The sequence below is a fragment of the Enterococcus sp. AMC1623 genome (genome assembly GCF_058216495.1).
This window is the reverse complement of sequence record NZ_CM177096.1, coordinates 2,397,595-2,414,463: the sequence shown is the minus strand read 5'-3', so window position 1 is coordinate 2,414,463 and position 16,869 is coordinate 2,397,595. Positions and strand designations below refer to the sequence as shown.

12 protein-coding genes are annotated in these 16,869 nt (G+C 34.7%); 5 read left to right on the top strand and 7 right to left on the bottom strand.

The window, feature by feature from the left end; genetic code table 11:
* Nucleotides 1-80 precede the first annotated feature (80 nt).
* The gene (locus tag AC4BC7_RS11560) at nucleotides 81-1,319 is read left to right on the top strand and encodes a CapA family protein (protein WP_490502924.1); all 1,239 of its coding nucleotides are present in this window, start codon (nucleotides 81-83) and stop codon (nucleotides 1,317-1,319) included.
* 279 nt (nucleotides 1,320-1,598) lie between these two features.
* Here AC4BC7_RS11560 and AC4BC7_RS11555 read toward each other — a convergent pair whose 3' ends face one another.
* The 6 genes from AC4BC7_RS11555 to AC4BC7_RS11530 all read right to left on the bottom strand — a co-directional run bounded on the left by AC4BC7_RS11555 (nucleotide 1,599) and on the right by AC4BC7_RS11530 (nucleotide 9,977).
* Nucleotides 1,599-3,023 carry a 6-phospho-beta-glucosidase gene (locus tag AC4BC7_RS11555; protein WP_490502923.1) on the bottom strand — a complete coding sequence of 475 codons (1,425 nt, stop codon included), beginning with the start codon at nucleotides 3,021-3,023 and terminating at the stop codon, nucleotides 1,599-1,601.
* Between the two features lie 25 nt (nucleotides 3,024-3,048).
* Nucleotides 3,049-4,983: a beta-glucoside-specific PTS transporter subunit IIABC gene (locus AC4BC7_RS11550; protein ID WP_490502922.1), complete on the bottom strand. Its 1,935-nt coding sequence runs from the start codon at nucleotides 4,981-4,983 to the stop codon at nucleotides 3,049-3,051.
* A gap of 137 nt (nucleotides 4,984-5,120) precedes the next feature.
* Complete coding sequence (locus AC4BC7_RS11545) at nucleotides 5,121-5,999, bottom strand: MurR/RpiR family transcriptional regulator (protein ID WP_207941533.1); 879 nt, start codon at nucleotides 5,997-5,999, stop codon at nucleotides 5,121-5,123.
* Between the two features lie 200 nt (nucleotides 6,000-6,199).
* Nucleotides 6,200-6,970 carry a MurR/RpiR family transcriptional regulator gene (locus AC4BC7_RS11540; RefSeq protein ID WP_138471301.1) on the bottom strand — a complete coding sequence of 257 codons (771 nt, stop codon included), beginning with the start codon at nucleotides 6,968-6,970 and terminating at the stop codon, nucleotides 6,200-6,202.
* 79 nt (nucleotides 6,971-7,049) lie between these two features.
* Complete coding sequence (locus AC4BC7_RS11535) at nucleotides 7,050-8,387, bottom strand: 6-phospho-alpha-glucosidase (protein ID WP_490502921.1); 1,338 nt, start codon at nucleotides 8,385-8,387, stop codon at nucleotides 7,050-7,052.
* A 24-nt stretch (nucleotides 8,388-8,411) separates the two neighbouring features.
* Complete coding sequence (locus tag AC4BC7_RS11530) at nucleotides 8,412-9,977, bottom strand: PTS transporter subunit EIIC (RefSeq protein ID WP_490502920.1); 1,566 nt, start codon at nucleotides 9,975-9,977, stop codon at nucleotides 8,412-8,414.
* A 538-nt stretch (nucleotides 9,978-10,515) separates the two neighbouring features.
* Here AC4BC7_RS11530 and AC4BC7_RS11525 point away from each other — a divergent pair.
* The gene (locus AC4BC7_RS11525) at nucleotides 10,516-12,069 is read left to right on the top strand and encodes a PTS sugar transporter (RefSeq protein ID WP_490502919.1); all 1,554 of its coding nucleotides are present in this window, start codon (nucleotides 10,516-10,518) and stop codon (nucleotides 12,067-12,069) included.
* A 64-nt stretch (nucleotides 12,070-12,133) separates the two neighbouring features.
* Here AC4BC7_RS11525 and AC4BC7_RS11520 read toward each other — a convergent pair whose 3' ends face one another.
* Nucleotides 12,134-13,183: a serine hydrolase domain-containing protein gene (locus tag AC4BC7_RS11520; protein WP_490502918.1), complete on the bottom strand. Its 1,050-nt coding sequence runs from the start codon at nucleotides 13,181-13,183 to the stop codon at nucleotides 12,134-12,136.
* 338 nt (nucleotides 13,184-13,521) lie between these two features.
* Between AC4BC7_RS11520 and licT the strand changes: the two genes are divergently transcribed.
* The 3 genes from licT to AC4BC7_RS11505 all read left to right on the top strand — a co-directional run bounded on the left by licT (nucleotide 13,522) and on the right by AC4BC7_RS11505 (nucleotide 16,868).
* On the top strand, nucleotides 13,522-14,370 hold the full coding sequence (licT, locus tag AC4BC7_RS11515; RefSeq protein ID WP_207941530.1) for a BglG family transcription antiterminator LicT: 849 nt from the start codon (nucleotides 13,522-13,524) through the stop codon (nucleotides 14,368-14,370).
* Between the two features lie 130 nt (nucleotides 14,371-14,500).
* A complete protein-coding gene (locus AC4BC7_RS11510; protein ID WP_490502917.1) occupies nucleotides 14,501-16,399 on the top strand; it encodes a beta-glucoside-specific PTS transporter subunit IIABC in 1,899 nt (632 codons plus the stop codon).
* A 142-nt stretch (nucleotides 16,400-16,541) separates the two neighbouring features.
* Nucleotides 16,542-16,868, top strand: coding sequence for an ArsR/SmtB family transcription factor (locus AC4BC7_RS11505; RefSeq protein WP_207941528.1), 327 nt, complete (start codon nucleotides 16,542-16,544; stop codon nucleotides 16,866-16,868).
* The last annotated feature ends 1 nt before the right edge of the window (nucleotide 16,869 follow it).

Here is a 16,869-nt window from a genome sequence, read left to right as displayed (position 1 = left end):
AGTTTTGAGTGTGTTTTCACACAATGTTCGTAGCTACGATGAAGTTGTTTTCAAGTAAGACAATGGAAAGGTGATAAAAAATGAATGATAAACGTTGGCTTTCTAGGAGAGAAAAAAAGATTATCTTTGGTTTGTTGGTGGTACTGCTGCTTATCTCAATTATTAGTACAGGATATTTTATTGTTTATAAAGGGCTAAGTTCACCGAAAAATGCAGATGAGGTGCGTGATACAAAAACCAGTCAAACGAAAAATCAAGGACCGCAAACAATTACCGTCACTGCAAGTGGAGATATGCTCTATCATCGACCACTCTATTTAAGTTCGTTTGATGGTGAAGGGTACGATTTTGCTAATGACTATGACCAAGTCAAACCGCTGATTTCGTCGGCAGATATCGCATTAGGCGATTTTGAAGGAACAATTAATCCGAATAAAGAGATTGGTGGTTTTCCTTTATTCAATGCACCACCAAGTGTGGTTGATAGTATTAAAGATGCGGGTTTTGATGTTATCGATTTGGCACATAATCATATTCTAGATACAGGAATTGAAGGAGTAACCACTACGGCGACTGCTTTTCGTGAGGCGGGATTAGATACAATAGGTGTCAATGTTGATGACGATGACATTCTAGTGAAAGAAGTGAATGGTATTAAAGTAGCGATGCTGGCTTATTCCTATGGGTTTAACGGAATTGAGGAAAGCATTAGCCAAGAAGACTATGACAAATATTTAAAAGATTTATCGATAGAAAAAGTTGAAGCTGAAATCAAAGAAGCGGAGAAAATAGCAGATATTACGATTGTTATGCCGCAATCAGGTGTTGAATATGCATTAGAACCAACAGAAGAACAGCAAACAGTTTATCGTCAAATGATTGATTTTGGGGCAGATATTATCTTTGGTGGACATCCACATGTTGCAGAACCTACGGAGATAGTAGAAAAAGATGGCGAAAAGAAATTCATCATCTACTCAATGGGGAATTTATTGTCAAATCAACGATATGAAACGGTTAACTATAATTATTGGACGGAAAGAGGTGTCATTCCGGAAGTGGAGATTACCAAAGAAGGCGATCGAACTTATCTAAGTAATGTAACCTTGCATCCTACGTGGGTATCCAGAGAACCAATTCCCAATCATACTTATTATGATTTTGAGTATGGTGATATGCAGGCTTACGATTTTCAAGTGGTACTGGCAGAAGATTATTTGCCGGATGGACAATACGCTAATCAAGTGCCAGAAGAAACTCGACAACGAATCGAAACAGCTTATCATGAAATGATTGAATTGTTGGATTTGAAGTGGTAGGGGTAGGTTAGAATGAAATAGATTTTTAGTTGAAAAAAGAGAGGACTTTACTCTTGCATAGTAATTAGAAACTGTTTCTTCACTTATAGGTGAGATTTAAAGGCACTTTCCAAGTTGGGAAGTGCTCTTTTGTATAGATGAGTTAAAAATTTTCATAAATAGTTAAAAAATAAAGTCGAACAGTACTTATTGCTATAGTAGACAAAGAGAGTACTGTTCGAACTGTTGTTGAAACTAAATAATTTTATACTGAGCAAACTTATTTAGTACGTGTAATTGTTAGAGAATCTCTCCATTTGATTGAATTACTTTTTTATACCAATAAAAACTTTCTTTTTTCAGACGGTTAAATGTGCCAATACCATTATCATCTGCCTCAACATAAATAAATCCATAACGCTTTTTCATTTCTCCAGAAGAAGCACTTATGATATCACATGCTGCCCAAGCAGTATATCCAAATAAATCTACACCATCTTCTTCGATTGCTAGTTTTATAGCTTTTATATGATCGGATAGATACTGTATACGATAAGTATCTTTTATTTTGCCATTATCATTAATTGTATCTACTGCTCCTAAGCCGTTTTCTACAATAATCATTGGTTTTTGATAACGATCATAAACCTCATTTAAAGTAATTCGCAAACCTAAAGGATCAATTGGCCAGCCCCATTCACTTGTCTTAAGATACGGGTTTTTGGCAGTGGCAAATAAATTGCCATCCGTCAATTCTGCGTCACTATTTTTATTTGCAATACATCGACTATTGTAATAAGAAAACGAGATAAAATCGACAGGATATTTAGAAAGGATTTGTTCATCGTTTTCCTCCATTACTATAGTTATTCCTTTATGTTGGAATGTTTTTAAGGCATAATTAGGATATTTTCCTCGCGACTGAATATCAACAAAGAAATAATTTTCTTGATTTACTTTCAAAGCTTCCCAAACATCTTTTGGATCACAACTGTATGGATAGGCACTTCCTGCGGCAAACATACAGCCAATTTTATTGTTAGGATTAATTTCTTTTGCCATTTTTGTGGCAAGAGAACTAGCGATAAGTTCATGATGTGCAGCCTGATATTTAATTTGTTCTTCATTGTCTTCAGCATTAAAAGTAATTCCGGCAGCCATAAAAGGAGCATGAAGTATCATATTAATTTCGTTAAAAGTCAACCAATATTCCACGTACTCTTTGTAATACTCAAACAAAATCTTGCAAAGTTTTAAGTAATAATCAATCATTTTTCGACTTTTCCAAGCCCCAATTTTTTCAACTAGGTATAAAGGAACATCAAAATGAGAGATTGTTACAATGGGTTGAATATTAAATTTTTTACATTCTTTAAATATATTTTCGTAAAATTTCAAACCGGCTTCATTGGGTTTAAGTTCATCTCCATTAGGAAAAATTCGTGTCCAAGAAATACTTAATCGGTAGGCCTTAAAACCCATTTCAGAAAATAAAGCTATATCTTCTTGATAACGATGATAAAAATCAACGGCTTTATGTGTGGGGTAGTATAAATGATTATCAATTGAGAAACTATTTAAGTACCCTTGAATGATGTCAGAACGAGTGTTACCTGAAGGAACGATATCCATAGAAGATAACCCTTTACCATCTAGATTATAGCCACCTTCATATTGATTCGCTGAAGTAGCTCCACCCCATAAAAAATCATTCCTTATTGTCATTTAAAACACTCCCTACATAAATTAATTATGAAACAGTTATTGTTAATAATAAGTCGCCTCCTTCTATAGATTGAACACTTTCTTTTACTACGCTAAGATAAGAGGCTGTATTTGTGACTACGACAGGTGTTGTAATTGAATAACCAGCTTTTTGTATTTTTTCAATATCGAATTCTAATAATTTTTGTCCCTGAATAACGTTGTCGCCTTGTTTAACGAAGGCGTTAAAGCCCTCTCCGTCTAATTGCACCGTATCTAAGCCAACATGAATTAATAATTCGACGCCATCATTACTAGTAATTCCAATCGCATGTAATGTCGGAAATAGCGTAGTGATAATCCCATCTACTGGAGCTACAACTAATCCTTCACTTGGAATAATGCCAACCCCTTTACCCAAAATCTCCATTGCAAAGGCTTCATCTGCAACTTCTGATAATGGGATGATTTCTCCTTTAATTGGACTAAATACAGAAAGTTTATGTGTTTTTTGCTTTATTTTTGTCAGATTGGAATTCGTAGTTACATCACTAATACGATTATTTATTGGTTGAACAGTTGGCTCGTTATAGAAAATCATCGTTAATACAAATCCAACAACCATAGAAATAATAATTCCTACTAGAGCTACAATAATATTACCCGTTGATCCATCTGGATTCATCATATTAGGTAATTCAAAAATACCCATTCCACCCATAATAAATTTTCTGAAGTTAAAGTAACCATAAAAAGCGCCCCCAATTCCACCTGCAATACAACTAATGATGAATGGTTTTTTTAATGGAAGTAACATACCGTAAATAGCGGGTTCGGTAACACCGAAAATGCCTGATATGAAGTTAGGGATAGCCATTTGTTTTAATTTTTTATCTTTCGTTTTAAAGAAAATTCCTAAAACAACTGCTGATGTTGCGAATGTGCATGCAAAGAAAGGCATCATTACGTTATCATAGCCTAAAGTCATCACATTATTAATATAAACTGGAATGAATCCCCAATGCATACCAAAAATAACAAGAATTTGCCATGTTGCACCAACAATTGCTCCAGCAAGTAAAGGGCTAAAGCTTCTTATTGCCAGAGTGAATTCTGAAATCAAAGTGGAGCCAAATGTTGCAATAGGACCAAGGAACAGAATTGCGACAGGTAATGCAACCAATAATGTTAACATTGGAACGAAGAAAAATTTCACTAAATCGGGTACAAATTTATTAAATAATTTTTCACATTTTGCAGCGAACCAAACGGCTAAAATCACAGGAATAACAGTACCTGTATAATCAATTGAAATAATAGGAAGTCCAAAGAAATCAACATACACTGGTGAAGCAAACATAGTATTATTTAAAACCGTATATAATGGTTCAGCCCCCGCAGAAAGTGCACTTGCTTGAATTCTTGGATAACACATTGCAGCGCCCATTGCTAAGCCTAACATTGGCTTTAATCCGAATTTTTTTGCAGCAGTGTATCCTAAGAATAATGGTAAAAATGTAAATAATGCATCTCCAGCAGCATTTATAATTAAATAACCACCACTTGTATCACTGTATAAACCTAATGTCACAAACAATGTATTAAAACCTTTAAGCATTCCACAAGCTGCCATAATACTTAATATTGGTTGAAAAATACCTGACACAACAGCAATCACTCTATCTAGCCATTTTCCATTTTCAGGTGTAGTCTCTGGTTGCTGCGTATCTTTAAGATTTAGTAATTTGATTACTTCTTCGTAGACTTCAGGGACATGATTCCCAATAACCACTTGGTATTGTCCACCACTTTTCATTACGGTAACCACACCGTCCATCGCTTTCAAAATATCATCATTTGCTTTGTGTTCATCTTTGAGTGTAAATCGCAGTCTGGTGATACAATGGATTAAACCAGTAACATTTTCTTTACCACCAACATTTTCTACAATCATATTCGCCAACTCATAATACTTACCCATGTTGAAACCTCCTATATATATGTGTAAGCGTAGTCTAGCATATCCATTTTTGGTCGACAACGCTTACAAAAAAGGAAGTTCCATCGTTTCAAAAATAACAAAAAATTTGACTATGTTTCTGAAACAAAAGTCCAAATTTATTCTTTTTCATTCAAAACGCTGTCATAATTTTTATTTAACAGTAAGGATTCGTATTGTAACATTTCAATTGAAGATTTAACATGCGCATCATAATTATTAGCAAGAATGATGGAAAAGAAAATATCTAATATATAATTTGTTGCAGTAAATGAAGTAATAATATCTAGGCTCAATAATGAATCTCTGTTAGGAATCTCAATTAATTCGTCACACCATTGTTGAATATCTTCATGATGTGGTCCTACTATGCCTACAATATAATTATTTGTCGATTGCTTTAAGTATTCAGCAATTCGAGTTACTGTTCTATTTGCACCAGTAAAACTAATCAAAAAAGAAATTGTTTTCTTTTCTTTCTTAGCAGATAAAGCATGCGCATTAATACTTTCATAAGCCGAACAGTCGATTCCTAAAGTAGAAAATTTAAAGGCTGCAGATTGAGCTAACATGTAGCTAATACCTGTACCATAAATGTTGATGCAATCTAAATTTTTCAAAGAGTTATTAATCCGATTCATACAATTTTTATCAAGAGACAATCTCGTGTTAGTTATTGCTTTATCATAGAGAAGAGGCAATGTTTGCATGATGTCCATATAACTACTAGCATTAGTAATAGGTTCATTAGCCAGCAAACGATTAATGCGATTATTTTGATTGATTTCAGCTACTAATTTTAGTCGGAATTCTTGGTACCCATGTAAACCTAATTTTTGACATAAACGAACTACTGTTGCTTTGCTTGTATAAGCAGATTTAGCTAATTGCTCAGATGTCATATTACTAACTTCATCAATATTGTCTAAGATAAAATGTGCAACATCCTTTTCATGATTGGTAAAATGTTCTTCATTTCTAAGCTGTTCAATTAACATTTTTTACCCTCCTCAGTAATAACTATGGCTAACATGACTACCTAGAATGAGTAGTCAATCCAATTTCTTAATACTATATTTTATATTTGAAATAAGTCAAATTTAGAACAACTACGCAATCAAAATTTAGGTGAAGCCGTTATTTCAACCCGAATAAAAAAACGACGAATACATCGTCGTTTCATAAGATAAATAATTGTTTAAGAGGATTCTTTGCGTTTATAATCCATATATCCAAAAGCAAAAGCTTCAATTAAAACAAAAAACGAAGAGGCTGTCTGTAGCCACCAATCTTTAGGTAAGGGACTGCGACTAGTTGTAGCATACAAGTTAAAATCTGATTTTCCAGATAACCAATTATTCTGTAAACTGGTAATTGAGACAATTTTGCTTTTAACAAGTTCTAATTGATGAATGATAGATTCTAACCGATTATTTTCTCCAGATAATGATAAAACAAAAACGATATCTTTTTCAGTTAGTCTCTCAAGGATTCTTCTGAACTCGTTGGAGCTACCATTTCCAGGAATGATTTGCAGAGGTTTACCAATCAAAAGAAATAATCGTTGTAATTCTGCTGCCTGATTTTTTTGTGTAATCCCTGTTGTAATGACGTAGATATTATCTACAGAATCAATAATTTGATAAATTGGGAGCCAGTTGCGGTCTTTCAAGATGTTTAATAAACGTTCTATGTCTTTAATTACTTGATTAGTAAAAGTTATTTGCTCATCAAAACGTTCTTCATGATCTTGCCATTTAATGAAATTTCTAAGTTCGGTGAATCCAGTAAACCCTAATTTCTGTGAAAAGCGTATAACTGAAGACTTTGAGGATAAACTATTTCTAGCAAATTCAAGTGTACTCATAGTGGGAATTATATCGATATTTTCCATGATATAATTACACATTAATAACTCTGTTTCGTTTAAATCAGCATAATGTTCGTTTACTAAATCTGTAAAACGCATAATAGTACTCATCCTATCTCAAATAAAATTCTTATAGTATCTTATCCATTTTTATAACATACTTTCAGATAGAAGACTATTAACTTAATGTTGGCCACCACTCTTGATTTGCTTCAATTAGCTCATCTAAAATTTGTTTTGCGACTTTAGCTGAAGGAACTGTTTTTGATAGAGTCAATGCTTGCCATAATTTTTGATAAGATTTTTGTTCATAAGCATCTACTACTAATTTTTCAACTGCTACTTGTTGTTCAATCATTCCTTTTTGGAAATGAGGAATTTTACCCATACATAGTGGTTCATAACCACGTTTACTTACAATACAAGGCACTTCAACCATCGCATCATCATCTAAATTAGCAATTGCTCCGTCATTTTTTACAATTAATAGCATACGTTCGTAGGTATTGTAAGCTAATGCTGCTGCTAAATGTACAATAAACTCTGCATGTTCGCCAGCTTCAATAGTAGTATCTTTTGCTGATTGATTGTCTGCGACCCTCTTGCATTCAGCAAATACATTTTTTTCACGATTATCCATTACTTCATTTGCCCGAGTATAATCAGGATTGGCATGAGAAACTACATAATCGGAGTATAAGTAGTATTTTAAGTACGTATTAGGTACAGTTTTAGGATCAATTGCATAAACATCTTTTGCTTTTTGGAAAGTGTCCATCCAGCTGGCTTCTTCAAGTAAAGGATTACCTTCCTCAGCAGCAGAAGCATACCCATATTTTTGTACATGCTCTTTTAATCTTGGCATTAAATCATTGCCCTCTTTGTCATACATTTCAGTCCACCAGCCGAAATGATTTAATCCATAATATCGGTCAACAATTTCAAGTTCACTATCGAGCCCAAGAATATCAGCGATTGATTTCTTAATAGCTACAGGCATATCACAAATATTAATGATTTTCGCATTTGGTCGCATACGACGTGTTGCTTCAGCAACGATTGCAGCTGGATTTGAATAGTTTAACATCCAAGCATTTGGGGAATATTTTTCCATATAGTCAATCAGCTCAATGACTCCCGGAATAGAACGCATTCCATAGGCCATTCCACCAGGTCCACAAGTTTCTTGTCCTACAACACCATATTTTAAAGGAATTTTTTCATCTTTTTCTCGCATACTTAATCCACCTACTCGGATATGAGCCATGACAAAATCAATATCTGTAAATGCTTCTTCGGGATCGGTTGTTGCAATAAATTCAATTTCTGGGGCTCTTTCTTTTACAATCACTTCGCAAGCTTTGGCAACAATCTCCTGACGTTTCTGATCATTATCGTAAAATTTCAATGTGCGTAAAGGGAATTTATCTTGATTTTCAATTAACATCATAACAATTCCCGCAGTATAAGTACTTCCGCCTCCTGCGATAACGACTGATTGTTTTTTTCTTTCCATATTTAATCCACTCCTTGATTCATATTATTCTGTAATTCCTAAGACATCGCATACTTCTTCTTTGAAAGTTTGTACACCCATACCAATAACAACTTGAATATTTTTTCCATTTTCAACGATCCCTTTTTGTTGAGAAACTTTTTCTAATATCCCTTTTTCAACTTTGTTTTCGTCTTTTACAGTAACTCTTAATCTTGTAAAACAATTTGTTACATGTTCAATGTTATTTGGACCACCTAATCCATCAATGACTAAAGCAACGTCATTAGAATTTAACAATTCTGATTGACTATTTTCTTCTACTTCTGAGGTAGTTATAACATTATCCTCAGCGGCTAATTCTAAATTCTCTCTGCCAGGAGTTTTAATATCTAATTTTCTAATCAAGAAAACAAAGATTACGAACCAAATGACACTCATAATAATTCCTATGATAATCACAATATAAAACTTGGTTACACTTGGACTAAATGCTGAATTTGATACAATGGTGTCTATCAATCCATAGAGCATATATGTCCTTGCGCCTAATGCCCATAAAAGTGTTTCTGAGATAGCAGTTAATACGCTATGAACGAACCATAGTAGAGGCGAAACAAATAAGAAGGAGAAATCTAAAGGTTCGGTGATACCTGCTACAGATGCAACAAACATTGAAGGTAAAACCATCCCTTTTACTTCATCTTTTCTTTCTTTTTTCGCACAGTAGATGATTGCTAAAGCAACTGCAATCGAACCAAATATTTTTACAAAACCGAATGTTGCAAATCTTAAAGAGGGGTCTAAGGTAGTAATTGTGCTAGCATTAGCCATTTGCGCATAAAAAATGTTTGCTGCACCGCTATACACTTGCCCATTGATTTCTGCTGTACCGCCAAGTGCGGTAAAACAAAACGGCATCCATAATAGGTGATGAAGACCAGTAGGGATTAAGAAGCGATTTCCGAATGAGTACACGAATACGCCAATTAACCCTGTTGTTAAAATAAAGCCAGATAGTGATGAAATCAATCCATTGACAATTGGCCAAATATAACACATTGTTACTGCTAAAATTAAAATGACAGGAATAAGTAACATGAACGTAAAGCGAGATTCACCATAAATACTTAAGAAATCAACAAATTTTTTATCTGAAAATTTATTGTGGAAGTAACCAACTATACAACCAATAATCATTCCTAAAAATACATTCATATCAACAACTTGAAAACCTAAAACCATTCCTTGCCCTGTCCCAAACAATCCCATTTCTCCTGGATTAGCGATTTGATTCGTTAGAATTAACCATGCATTATTCGCTGCTAGAAAAAAAAGAAATGAAATCAAAGCGATGAGGGAGGCTTCAACCTTTTTCTTGTTAGCTAAAGAAGAAGCGATACCTATACAAAAAATTAATGATAAATTATTCAACATGCTATCCATCATGGTTTTTATCAATGTGCCAAATGTTTGTAGAAAACTAGGCATAAATTGAAGCTGTAAAATAACTGAAAAAGCTAAGAATAAACCCATAACAGCCATGAATTTTACAGGAACGATAACAGATCGAGAAAATTTTTGCATTGCTTGACTAACATTTTCTTTCATCAAAACAACCTCCTTATTTACATTTTTTAGATACGTATCTAAAAAGTAATTTATCATTTTAGTAAATCGCTTACAACGTATCGGATAGAGTATGGACTTAAGTCCATACTCTGAAACCAAATTGATGTAACGAACTTGAATTACTAGCAAGAGTTTGGTTTCAAATGGTGGACTTAAGATTGTCTTTGTGAGCTGTCGTATGGCGAAATAGATCCATTTAAGATAGGATATCTGGTGGGGAAATTCAATTTGTAAAACCATTTTTTTATTTATAATAACTAAAATTACTTTTTTCATCGATACTGTCATGGTTTAGGTATCGCTTGAAAGATGATCATTTTATTCATGAAAAATAGAATAGAAAATCCTGTAAACGCTTCTTCTTGCGGGAGTTTTCTATTCTATCGTGTACTTAATAAGTTTTTCTTTCATTCTGTCAGGGTAAATTCTATAATGAATATTAGTTATAATTATCAGAATATTTTTTCTTTTCTCGTTTTTTGGTTGAAAACGAGAAGTAAAAAGACAGGTGGGCTATATGAAAAAAATTGCAGTAATTGGGAGTAGTGGTGGAAATTTACGTTCACAAGGTGGGGCTGATCCACAAAAAATGATGGCCGAAATTTTTGCTCAAGCAAAGGCGGCAGGTATTGAAGTTTCTGCTATTCAGTTTATTTTAACAGAAGGTAGTATGGACAAAATTTCTATGGATATGGCTGCCGCTTTGTTTAGCCTTGATGAAGTGGGACAATTAATCAGTGGCAAGCAGCAAAAACTATCAGAAATTAATGAGCAAGCTAAAATGACGGATCAACAGTTAGCGCAACGAATCTTAAATGGAGAAATTGATGGGTTGATGCTTTTGAGTTGTGATCCTAAAGGTGTCAATAATCAAGCATTATCTGCTGCGGCAACAATGAAAATTCCTGTAGCGGGTACGGGAGGAACCTCCATGGCCGAAACGGCTAGCTTAGGCGTACGAATTATTGCACAATCAGGAACAACGGGTACTACGAATCGTACACGAGCTATTTCAGCCATTTCCGCTTTTGCAAAAGAATGGCAGTTAAAATATACGCCGGTCATTGGGAGTGCAGGCAATCAACAACTTGAAACGAATGTGTTTAAACGGATTAGCTTGCGGGGAATTATGATGGCGGCAATGCCGGGTTTTATTGGAATGGCGTTGAGTCTAGCTTTAAGTAAACTACCGGGGCTTTCCGGATTGGAAGATATTTTCACGACATTAGTTGGCTTTTTACCGGTCATTGTCGCAACCATTGCAGCCAAACAAATTTCAGGAATGGATGAAGTCGGAATTGTTGCGGGTGTCTTAGCTGGCGCGTTAGCAGTCGATGGCGGAATCATTGGTGGGATGGCTGTCGGGATTCTTGCGGGGATTTTAGTGTATTATATCAGTAATTTTTGTTTTAAACATGGTGTACCCGGGACGACCACTAATATTGCTGCCGGTGGACTTGCGGGATTATTGGCTGGTTTAGTTGGGAAATATCTATTATCGCCAATAGCATTAACGCTTGGAAATGGGATTAAACAGGCGATTGATGCTGTCTTAGCGTTTAATCCAATTTTAGCTGGCACTGTTGCTGGGGCACTTATTTGGTTTGCGATTATTGGTGGGGTTTATCATGCAGCAATTTTACCAATTGTTCTATTAGAAATGGAAGCAACCGGTTTTAGCTTTTTAGGAGCAATTGATATGGTTTGTTTAGTGATTGTTTGTGCTGGCATTCAGTTAGCTTACATTATCAAACCAAGAAATGCAGGCGATCGTCCAACGGCAATCGCTAATATTTTTATTAATCTCTTGTTTGGTACATTTGTGGAAGCCGCCTATCCATTTATGTTTTCGAATAAAAAAGTTTTCGGAGGCACTATTTTAGCAGCAACCTTAGCAGGCACTCTTGTCGGGCTTTTGAACGTTCGCACAACAGCCTATGTTCCGGCATTCATGGCTCCGTTAATGTCGAATGATAACTTAGTGGCAACAGTCATTGTGATGGTCTGTGCGTTTCTTATGGCTTGTGTGTTTACTTTGTTGGCGAATGTTGGTGAGAAGAAAAGTAGATAGGGTCACTAGTAGTGATGCTAGATAAAATATGGGGCTAAATAAAAATTATTTAGCCCTCGTATTTTTAATTATTTTGGAATAACTGAATTAACGCCTCTCGCCAAACAGACCGCTCATCCATCGAAAGCTGGTCTAATTCACTTTCTGCTTCCAAATTGTAGAGCATGATTTTGCCAATATTGGTTGTTGGATGAATAAATATTTCGGCGTAAAAACCGAGGTATTCGCCACCGTGATAATACCAGTCATCGAGTGTCATCCAGCCAAATCCATAGTGATTGTGGCAAAGGGTAAAGGCGCGTTCCCATTCAGCAGTAGACAATATTTGTTGCTTTAAGATGGCTTGTAGCCACTTCATCATATCTTCTAAAGTAGACACCATCCCACCGTCTGCTGAATCTAGTAAGCCGGTTTCGAACCGTTGGCGTTTTCCATCAACCCAGCGATAACTAATTGCTTGCGAATCAAGCGAGGTGGTAGAAGTAGCAGTCATATTTAATGGCTTGAAAATTTTTTCTTCAAAATAGTGACTAAATGGTTTGCCAGTTACTTTGGTAATGATTTCTCCTAACAAGCCATAATTCGTATTGCTATAAGCAAATTTGCTTCCTGGTTGAAAATCCAAGGGGAAGACATTGAGTTTTTCTAAAATTTTTGCCAATGGGGTGCTGTCCTCATCGAGTGTTTTAGTGGCGATGAAATGTGCCATTTGCTCAGAAATATCTTGTTCAGCCGATTTCTTTAAGCTTTCTTCGTAAATGACATCTGTATAATTAGGAATTCCTGACGTCATATGAATCATTTGAATGAGAGTAATGTCTTTTGCATACACATAGTTAGGATAAAATTCTGCAAGAGTCATGTTTAAATTAAGTTTATGTTCGGCTTCTAGTAGCAATAGCGCAGTCGCTGTAAATTGTTTGGTTAAAGAACCGATGCATGTTTTTGTTGTACATTCAAAAGGGGAGCTAGTGTCAAAATTGCTGAAACCTCTTGTATTTGTATGCAAAATCTCATTGGCAGTAACAATCCCATAAGCACCGTTATAGTTTGTTTTTTGATAAATATCATCTAATTTCATAAAAAGTTGTTGTAATTTTTTATTTTGGGACATCGTTTTCTCCATTCGTTGAACGAAAGTAACGGAGCAACAAAATTAATTTGTCATTGGATTTCACCAACCTTTGTTATTTATAAAAATAGTATCACATATTTTTTATTTTTGGTAAACGCTTTCCATTTTGTTAAGAACCTTTTTTTTTAGAATAAGTAAATTTACGAAAATAATTATGAACACTTATAAAACAATGTTGACAACGCTTTCTAAAAGTAGTATCTTTGTTCTAGGATAGTTATTATTGAGTTAAGCTAGACCTAAATGACCACTTTCTTGTGTTGTCGTTTAGGTCTTTTTTTATTCAATAATATTGAATCCAGAAAAGGGTGAGATGGTTGGAAATTCTACGGATTTTGAATAACAATGTAGTGGTGGCACTAAATGATGACCAAAAAGAAGTTGTTTTAATGGGAAATGGCTTAGGTTTTCAGAAAAAGCCAGGATTTCAAGTCGATAAAAGTCGTATTGAAAAAGTCTTTGAAATAAAAAATCAAGTCGAATCGATTCGTATTGAACAAATGCTTTCTGAAATTCCTGAAGATGTAATCGCCATTGCGTTTGATATTTTAAATTATGCGAAAAAAAAATTGAATAAAGAATTTAATGAAACAAGCTTTATTTCTTTTGCTGACCATTTACACACGGCTATTCAACGAGCAAAAAAAGGAATTCAAATGAAAAATTTTCTACTTTGGGATATTAAACGTTTTTTCCCAGAAGAATTAGCCATTGCTCGTAAAGGGATTCAATTTGTTAATGAAAAAATGGGTATTGAATTATCCGATGATGAGTCTGGTTTTTTAACGTTACACATTGTCAATGCCGAAATAGATTCAACTAATGAAGCCGCTATTAATCTAACTCAAATGATTGAAGAAATTTTAACGGTAATTAAATATACCTTGAAAATTAATTTTGCCGAAAATGATATTTATTTCCAACGATTTATTACACATTTACGCTTTTTCTCAGAACGGGTATTAAATGCCCGATTGGATGAAATCGAAGAAGATGCGGTAGAAAATGAATTGTTTGTGTTAATTAATAAAAAATATCCAGAAGCATTTGAAGCGACTAAGAAAGTTGTTGAATTGCTGGATACGCGTTGGCACTATCAAGCTTCTAAAGACGAACAAGTGTACATTACTATTCATATTGCACGTATTATTGAAAAAACGAAATAAGAGAACACTCTTAAAATACCAACCAATGAAAGGAGTAGAGACACCCGATGGACGGGTTAGGATCGTTACATTCAGTTGGCGAAACCTCTAGATTAAAAAACAAAAAAATTAATTTTGGAGGCAAAATATTATGGGAAAATATGAACAACTAGCAAAAAATATTGTAAGAGAAGTAGGTGGCAAAGAGAATGTCAATTCTCTTACAAACTGTATTACACGTTTGCGCTTTAAACTAAAAGATGAAAGCAAAGCTAACACAGAAGTATTAAAAAATATGGATGGTGTTGTGACAGTTATGCAATCTGGAGGACAATACCAAGTCGTTATTGGGAATCATGTGCCAGATGTACGTAAAGATGTTGATGCTGTCTTGGGTGTACTAGAACCAGAGACGAATACAGGACCAAAAGGTAATTTATTTGACCAATTTGTAGATATTATTTCAAGTATTTTCCAACCGATTTTAGCACCTTTATCGGCAGCCGGTATGTTAAAAGGGGTAGCTGCTATTCTTTCATTCGCATTAGGTGCTGAATTTGCAGCAACATCAACGTATGCAGTGTTAAATGCAATGGGCGATGGTCTATTCTTATTCTTACCAGTTTTCATTGGATATACAGCAATGACCAAATTTGGTGGTTCGCCTTTTGTGGGGATGATGATTGCATCTAGTCTCGTTTATACAGGATTTATTGATGGTTCTATTACAGGTCAATTTGCTGAAGCAGGGGGATTAAACTTTTTTGGTATTCCATTTTCAATTCCAGCAGCAGGTTATGGTTCTACGGTAATGCCAATTATCGCAGCAACGGCTTTTGCCGCTTTTCTTGAAAAACAATTGAGAAAAATTATTCCAGATGTAGTGAAATTATTCTTGGTTCCTTTCTTTACGGCACTAATCACTATTCCATTAACATTTATGGTAATTGGACCAGTTATGAATATTGCTTCTGATGCATTGGGTAATGCTTTAATTGCTGTTCAAACATTCAACCCAATTATTTACGGTGCCATTCTAGGTTTCTCTTGGCAAATCTTGGTGATGTTTGGTATGCACTGGGCATTGATTCCATTTGCCATCATTGCATTGTCTCAAGGTCAACCGACAGCGTTATTAACACCTAGTGGTAGTGTTTCATTTGCTCAAACAGGAGCTGTTTTAGCAGTAATGTTAAAAACAAAAAATCTAAAATTAAAGGAACTAAGTATTCCAGCATTTATTTCAGGAATTTTTGGTGTGACTGAACCAGCAATTTATGGTATCACTTTACCTAAAAAGAAACCGTTTTGGGCTTCTTGTGTGGTAGGTGGGTTTACGGGAGCAGCAGCCATGGCATTAGGTGTTCAAGCGTATCAATTGGGCGGTTTAGGTATTTTCCGTTATACAGGTTCAATTTCTCCTGATGGTGATATTAAATTAGCTATTTATAGCATGATTTTAGATGCGATTGCTTTGGTAGCAGGTTTTGCTGTAGCTTGGTTAATTGGTTTTAAAGATGATGAACCAACTATTGCAATGAGTAAAGAAGAAGCAAAAAGTTCATTTAATACTCCTAAAAAGAAATTAGCGAAAGAAGATATTTTTGCACCAATCGAAGGAACGGTTTTACCATTGAACGAAGCAAAAGATGCGGCATTTGCAGAAGGAATTATGGGAAAAGGTATCGTAATTGAACCAACCGTAGGGGAGGTCGTGGCGCCGTTTAACGGAACGGTTATGACATTATTCCCAACAAATCATGCTATTGGTCTTATCTCAGATGCTGGGATGGAGCTATTGATTCATATTGGTATTGATACGGTTCAATTAGAAGGAAAATATTTTACAGCATTTGTGAAACAAGGAGATACTGTGAAAAAAGGCGATAAATTAGTTAGCTTTGATATTCCCGAAATTGAAAAAGCAGGTTACAGTACACAAGTACCAATTATCGTAACAAATACACCCGATTATGCAGATATCATTGCAACAGACGAGACGAAAGTGAAGCAAGGAGATTTGTTGACGACAGCGATATTAGCAAATTAAATCAAATACACTCAGTTATCCCACATTTACTAGCAATGTAAATGTGGGGTTTTTGATGAAAAAAGGCATGATTAGACGTGATTATTGACAATTTTACGTATTAGTGATTTAATGGTTTAAAAATATGAACCGAGGTTGGAATATGGCAGATTTTACTGAATTAAAAAAAGAATTTTCAGAAGTCAGTGATTTTTTGATTGCATTAGGTGATGAAAAAAGACAAGCAATCATTATTCGTTTATTAGAAGAAGGTGCGTGCAAAGGTGTACGTGTTTCGGAATTAACCGAAGATACTAAATTATCTCGCCCAGCTGTTTCCCATCACTTGAAAATTCTAAAAGAGGCAAACATTGTTGATTATCATAGTGAAGGCACTAAAAATTATTATTATTTAACTCACGAAACACAAAAAATTGAAAGACTGAAAAAATTATTAGATAGTGTCACACAAATTATGGTGAAAGAGTGAT

Bases quoted from the DNA above. Each gene is read 5' to 3' on its own strand.
- AC4BC7_RS11560 (WP_490502924.1), top strand. From the start codon at position 81: ATGAATGATAAACGTTGGCTTTCTAGGAGAGAAAAAAAGATTATCTTT.
- AC4BC7_RS11555 (WP_490502923.1), bottom strand. From the start codon at position 3,023: ATGACAATAAGGAATGATTTTTTATGGGGTGGAGCTACTTCAGCGAAT.
- AC4BC7_RS11550 (WP_490502922.1), bottom strand. From the start codon at position 4,983: ATGGGTAAGTATTATGAGTTGGCGAATATGATTGTAGAAAATGTTGGT.
- AC4BC7_RS11545 (WP_207941533.1), bottom strand. From the start codon at position 5,999: ATGTTAATTGAACAGCTTAGAAATGAAGAACATTTTACCAATCATGAA.
- AC4BC7_RS11540 (WP_138471301.1), bottom strand. From the start codon at position 6,970: ATGCGTTTTACAGATTTAGTAAACGAACATTATGCTGATTTAAACGAA.
- AC4BC7_RS11535 (WP_490502921.1), bottom strand. From the start codon at position 8,387: ATGGAAAGAAAAAAACAATCAGTCGTTATCGCAGGAGGCGGAAGTACT.
- AC4BC7_RS11530 (WP_490502920.1), bottom strand. From the start codon at position 9,977: ATGAAAGAAAATGTTAGTCAAGCAATGCAAAAATTTTCTCGATCTGTT.
- AC4BC7_RS11525 (WP_490502919.1), top strand. From the start codon at position 10,516: ATGAAAAAAATTGCAGTAATTGGGAGTAGTGGTGGAAATTTACGTTCA.
- AC4BC7_RS11520 (WP_490502918.1), bottom strand. From the start codon at position 13,183: ATGTCCCAAAATAAAAAATTACAACAACTTTTTATGAAATTAGATGAT.
- AC4BC7_RS11510 (WP_490502917.1), top strand. From the start codon at position 14,501: ATGGGAAAATATGAACAACTAGCAAAAAATATTGTAAGAGAAGTAGGT.
- AC4BC7_RS11505 (WP_207941528.1), top strand. From the start codon at position 16,542: ATGGCAGATTTTACTGAATTAAAAAAAGAATTTTCAGAAGTCAGTGAT.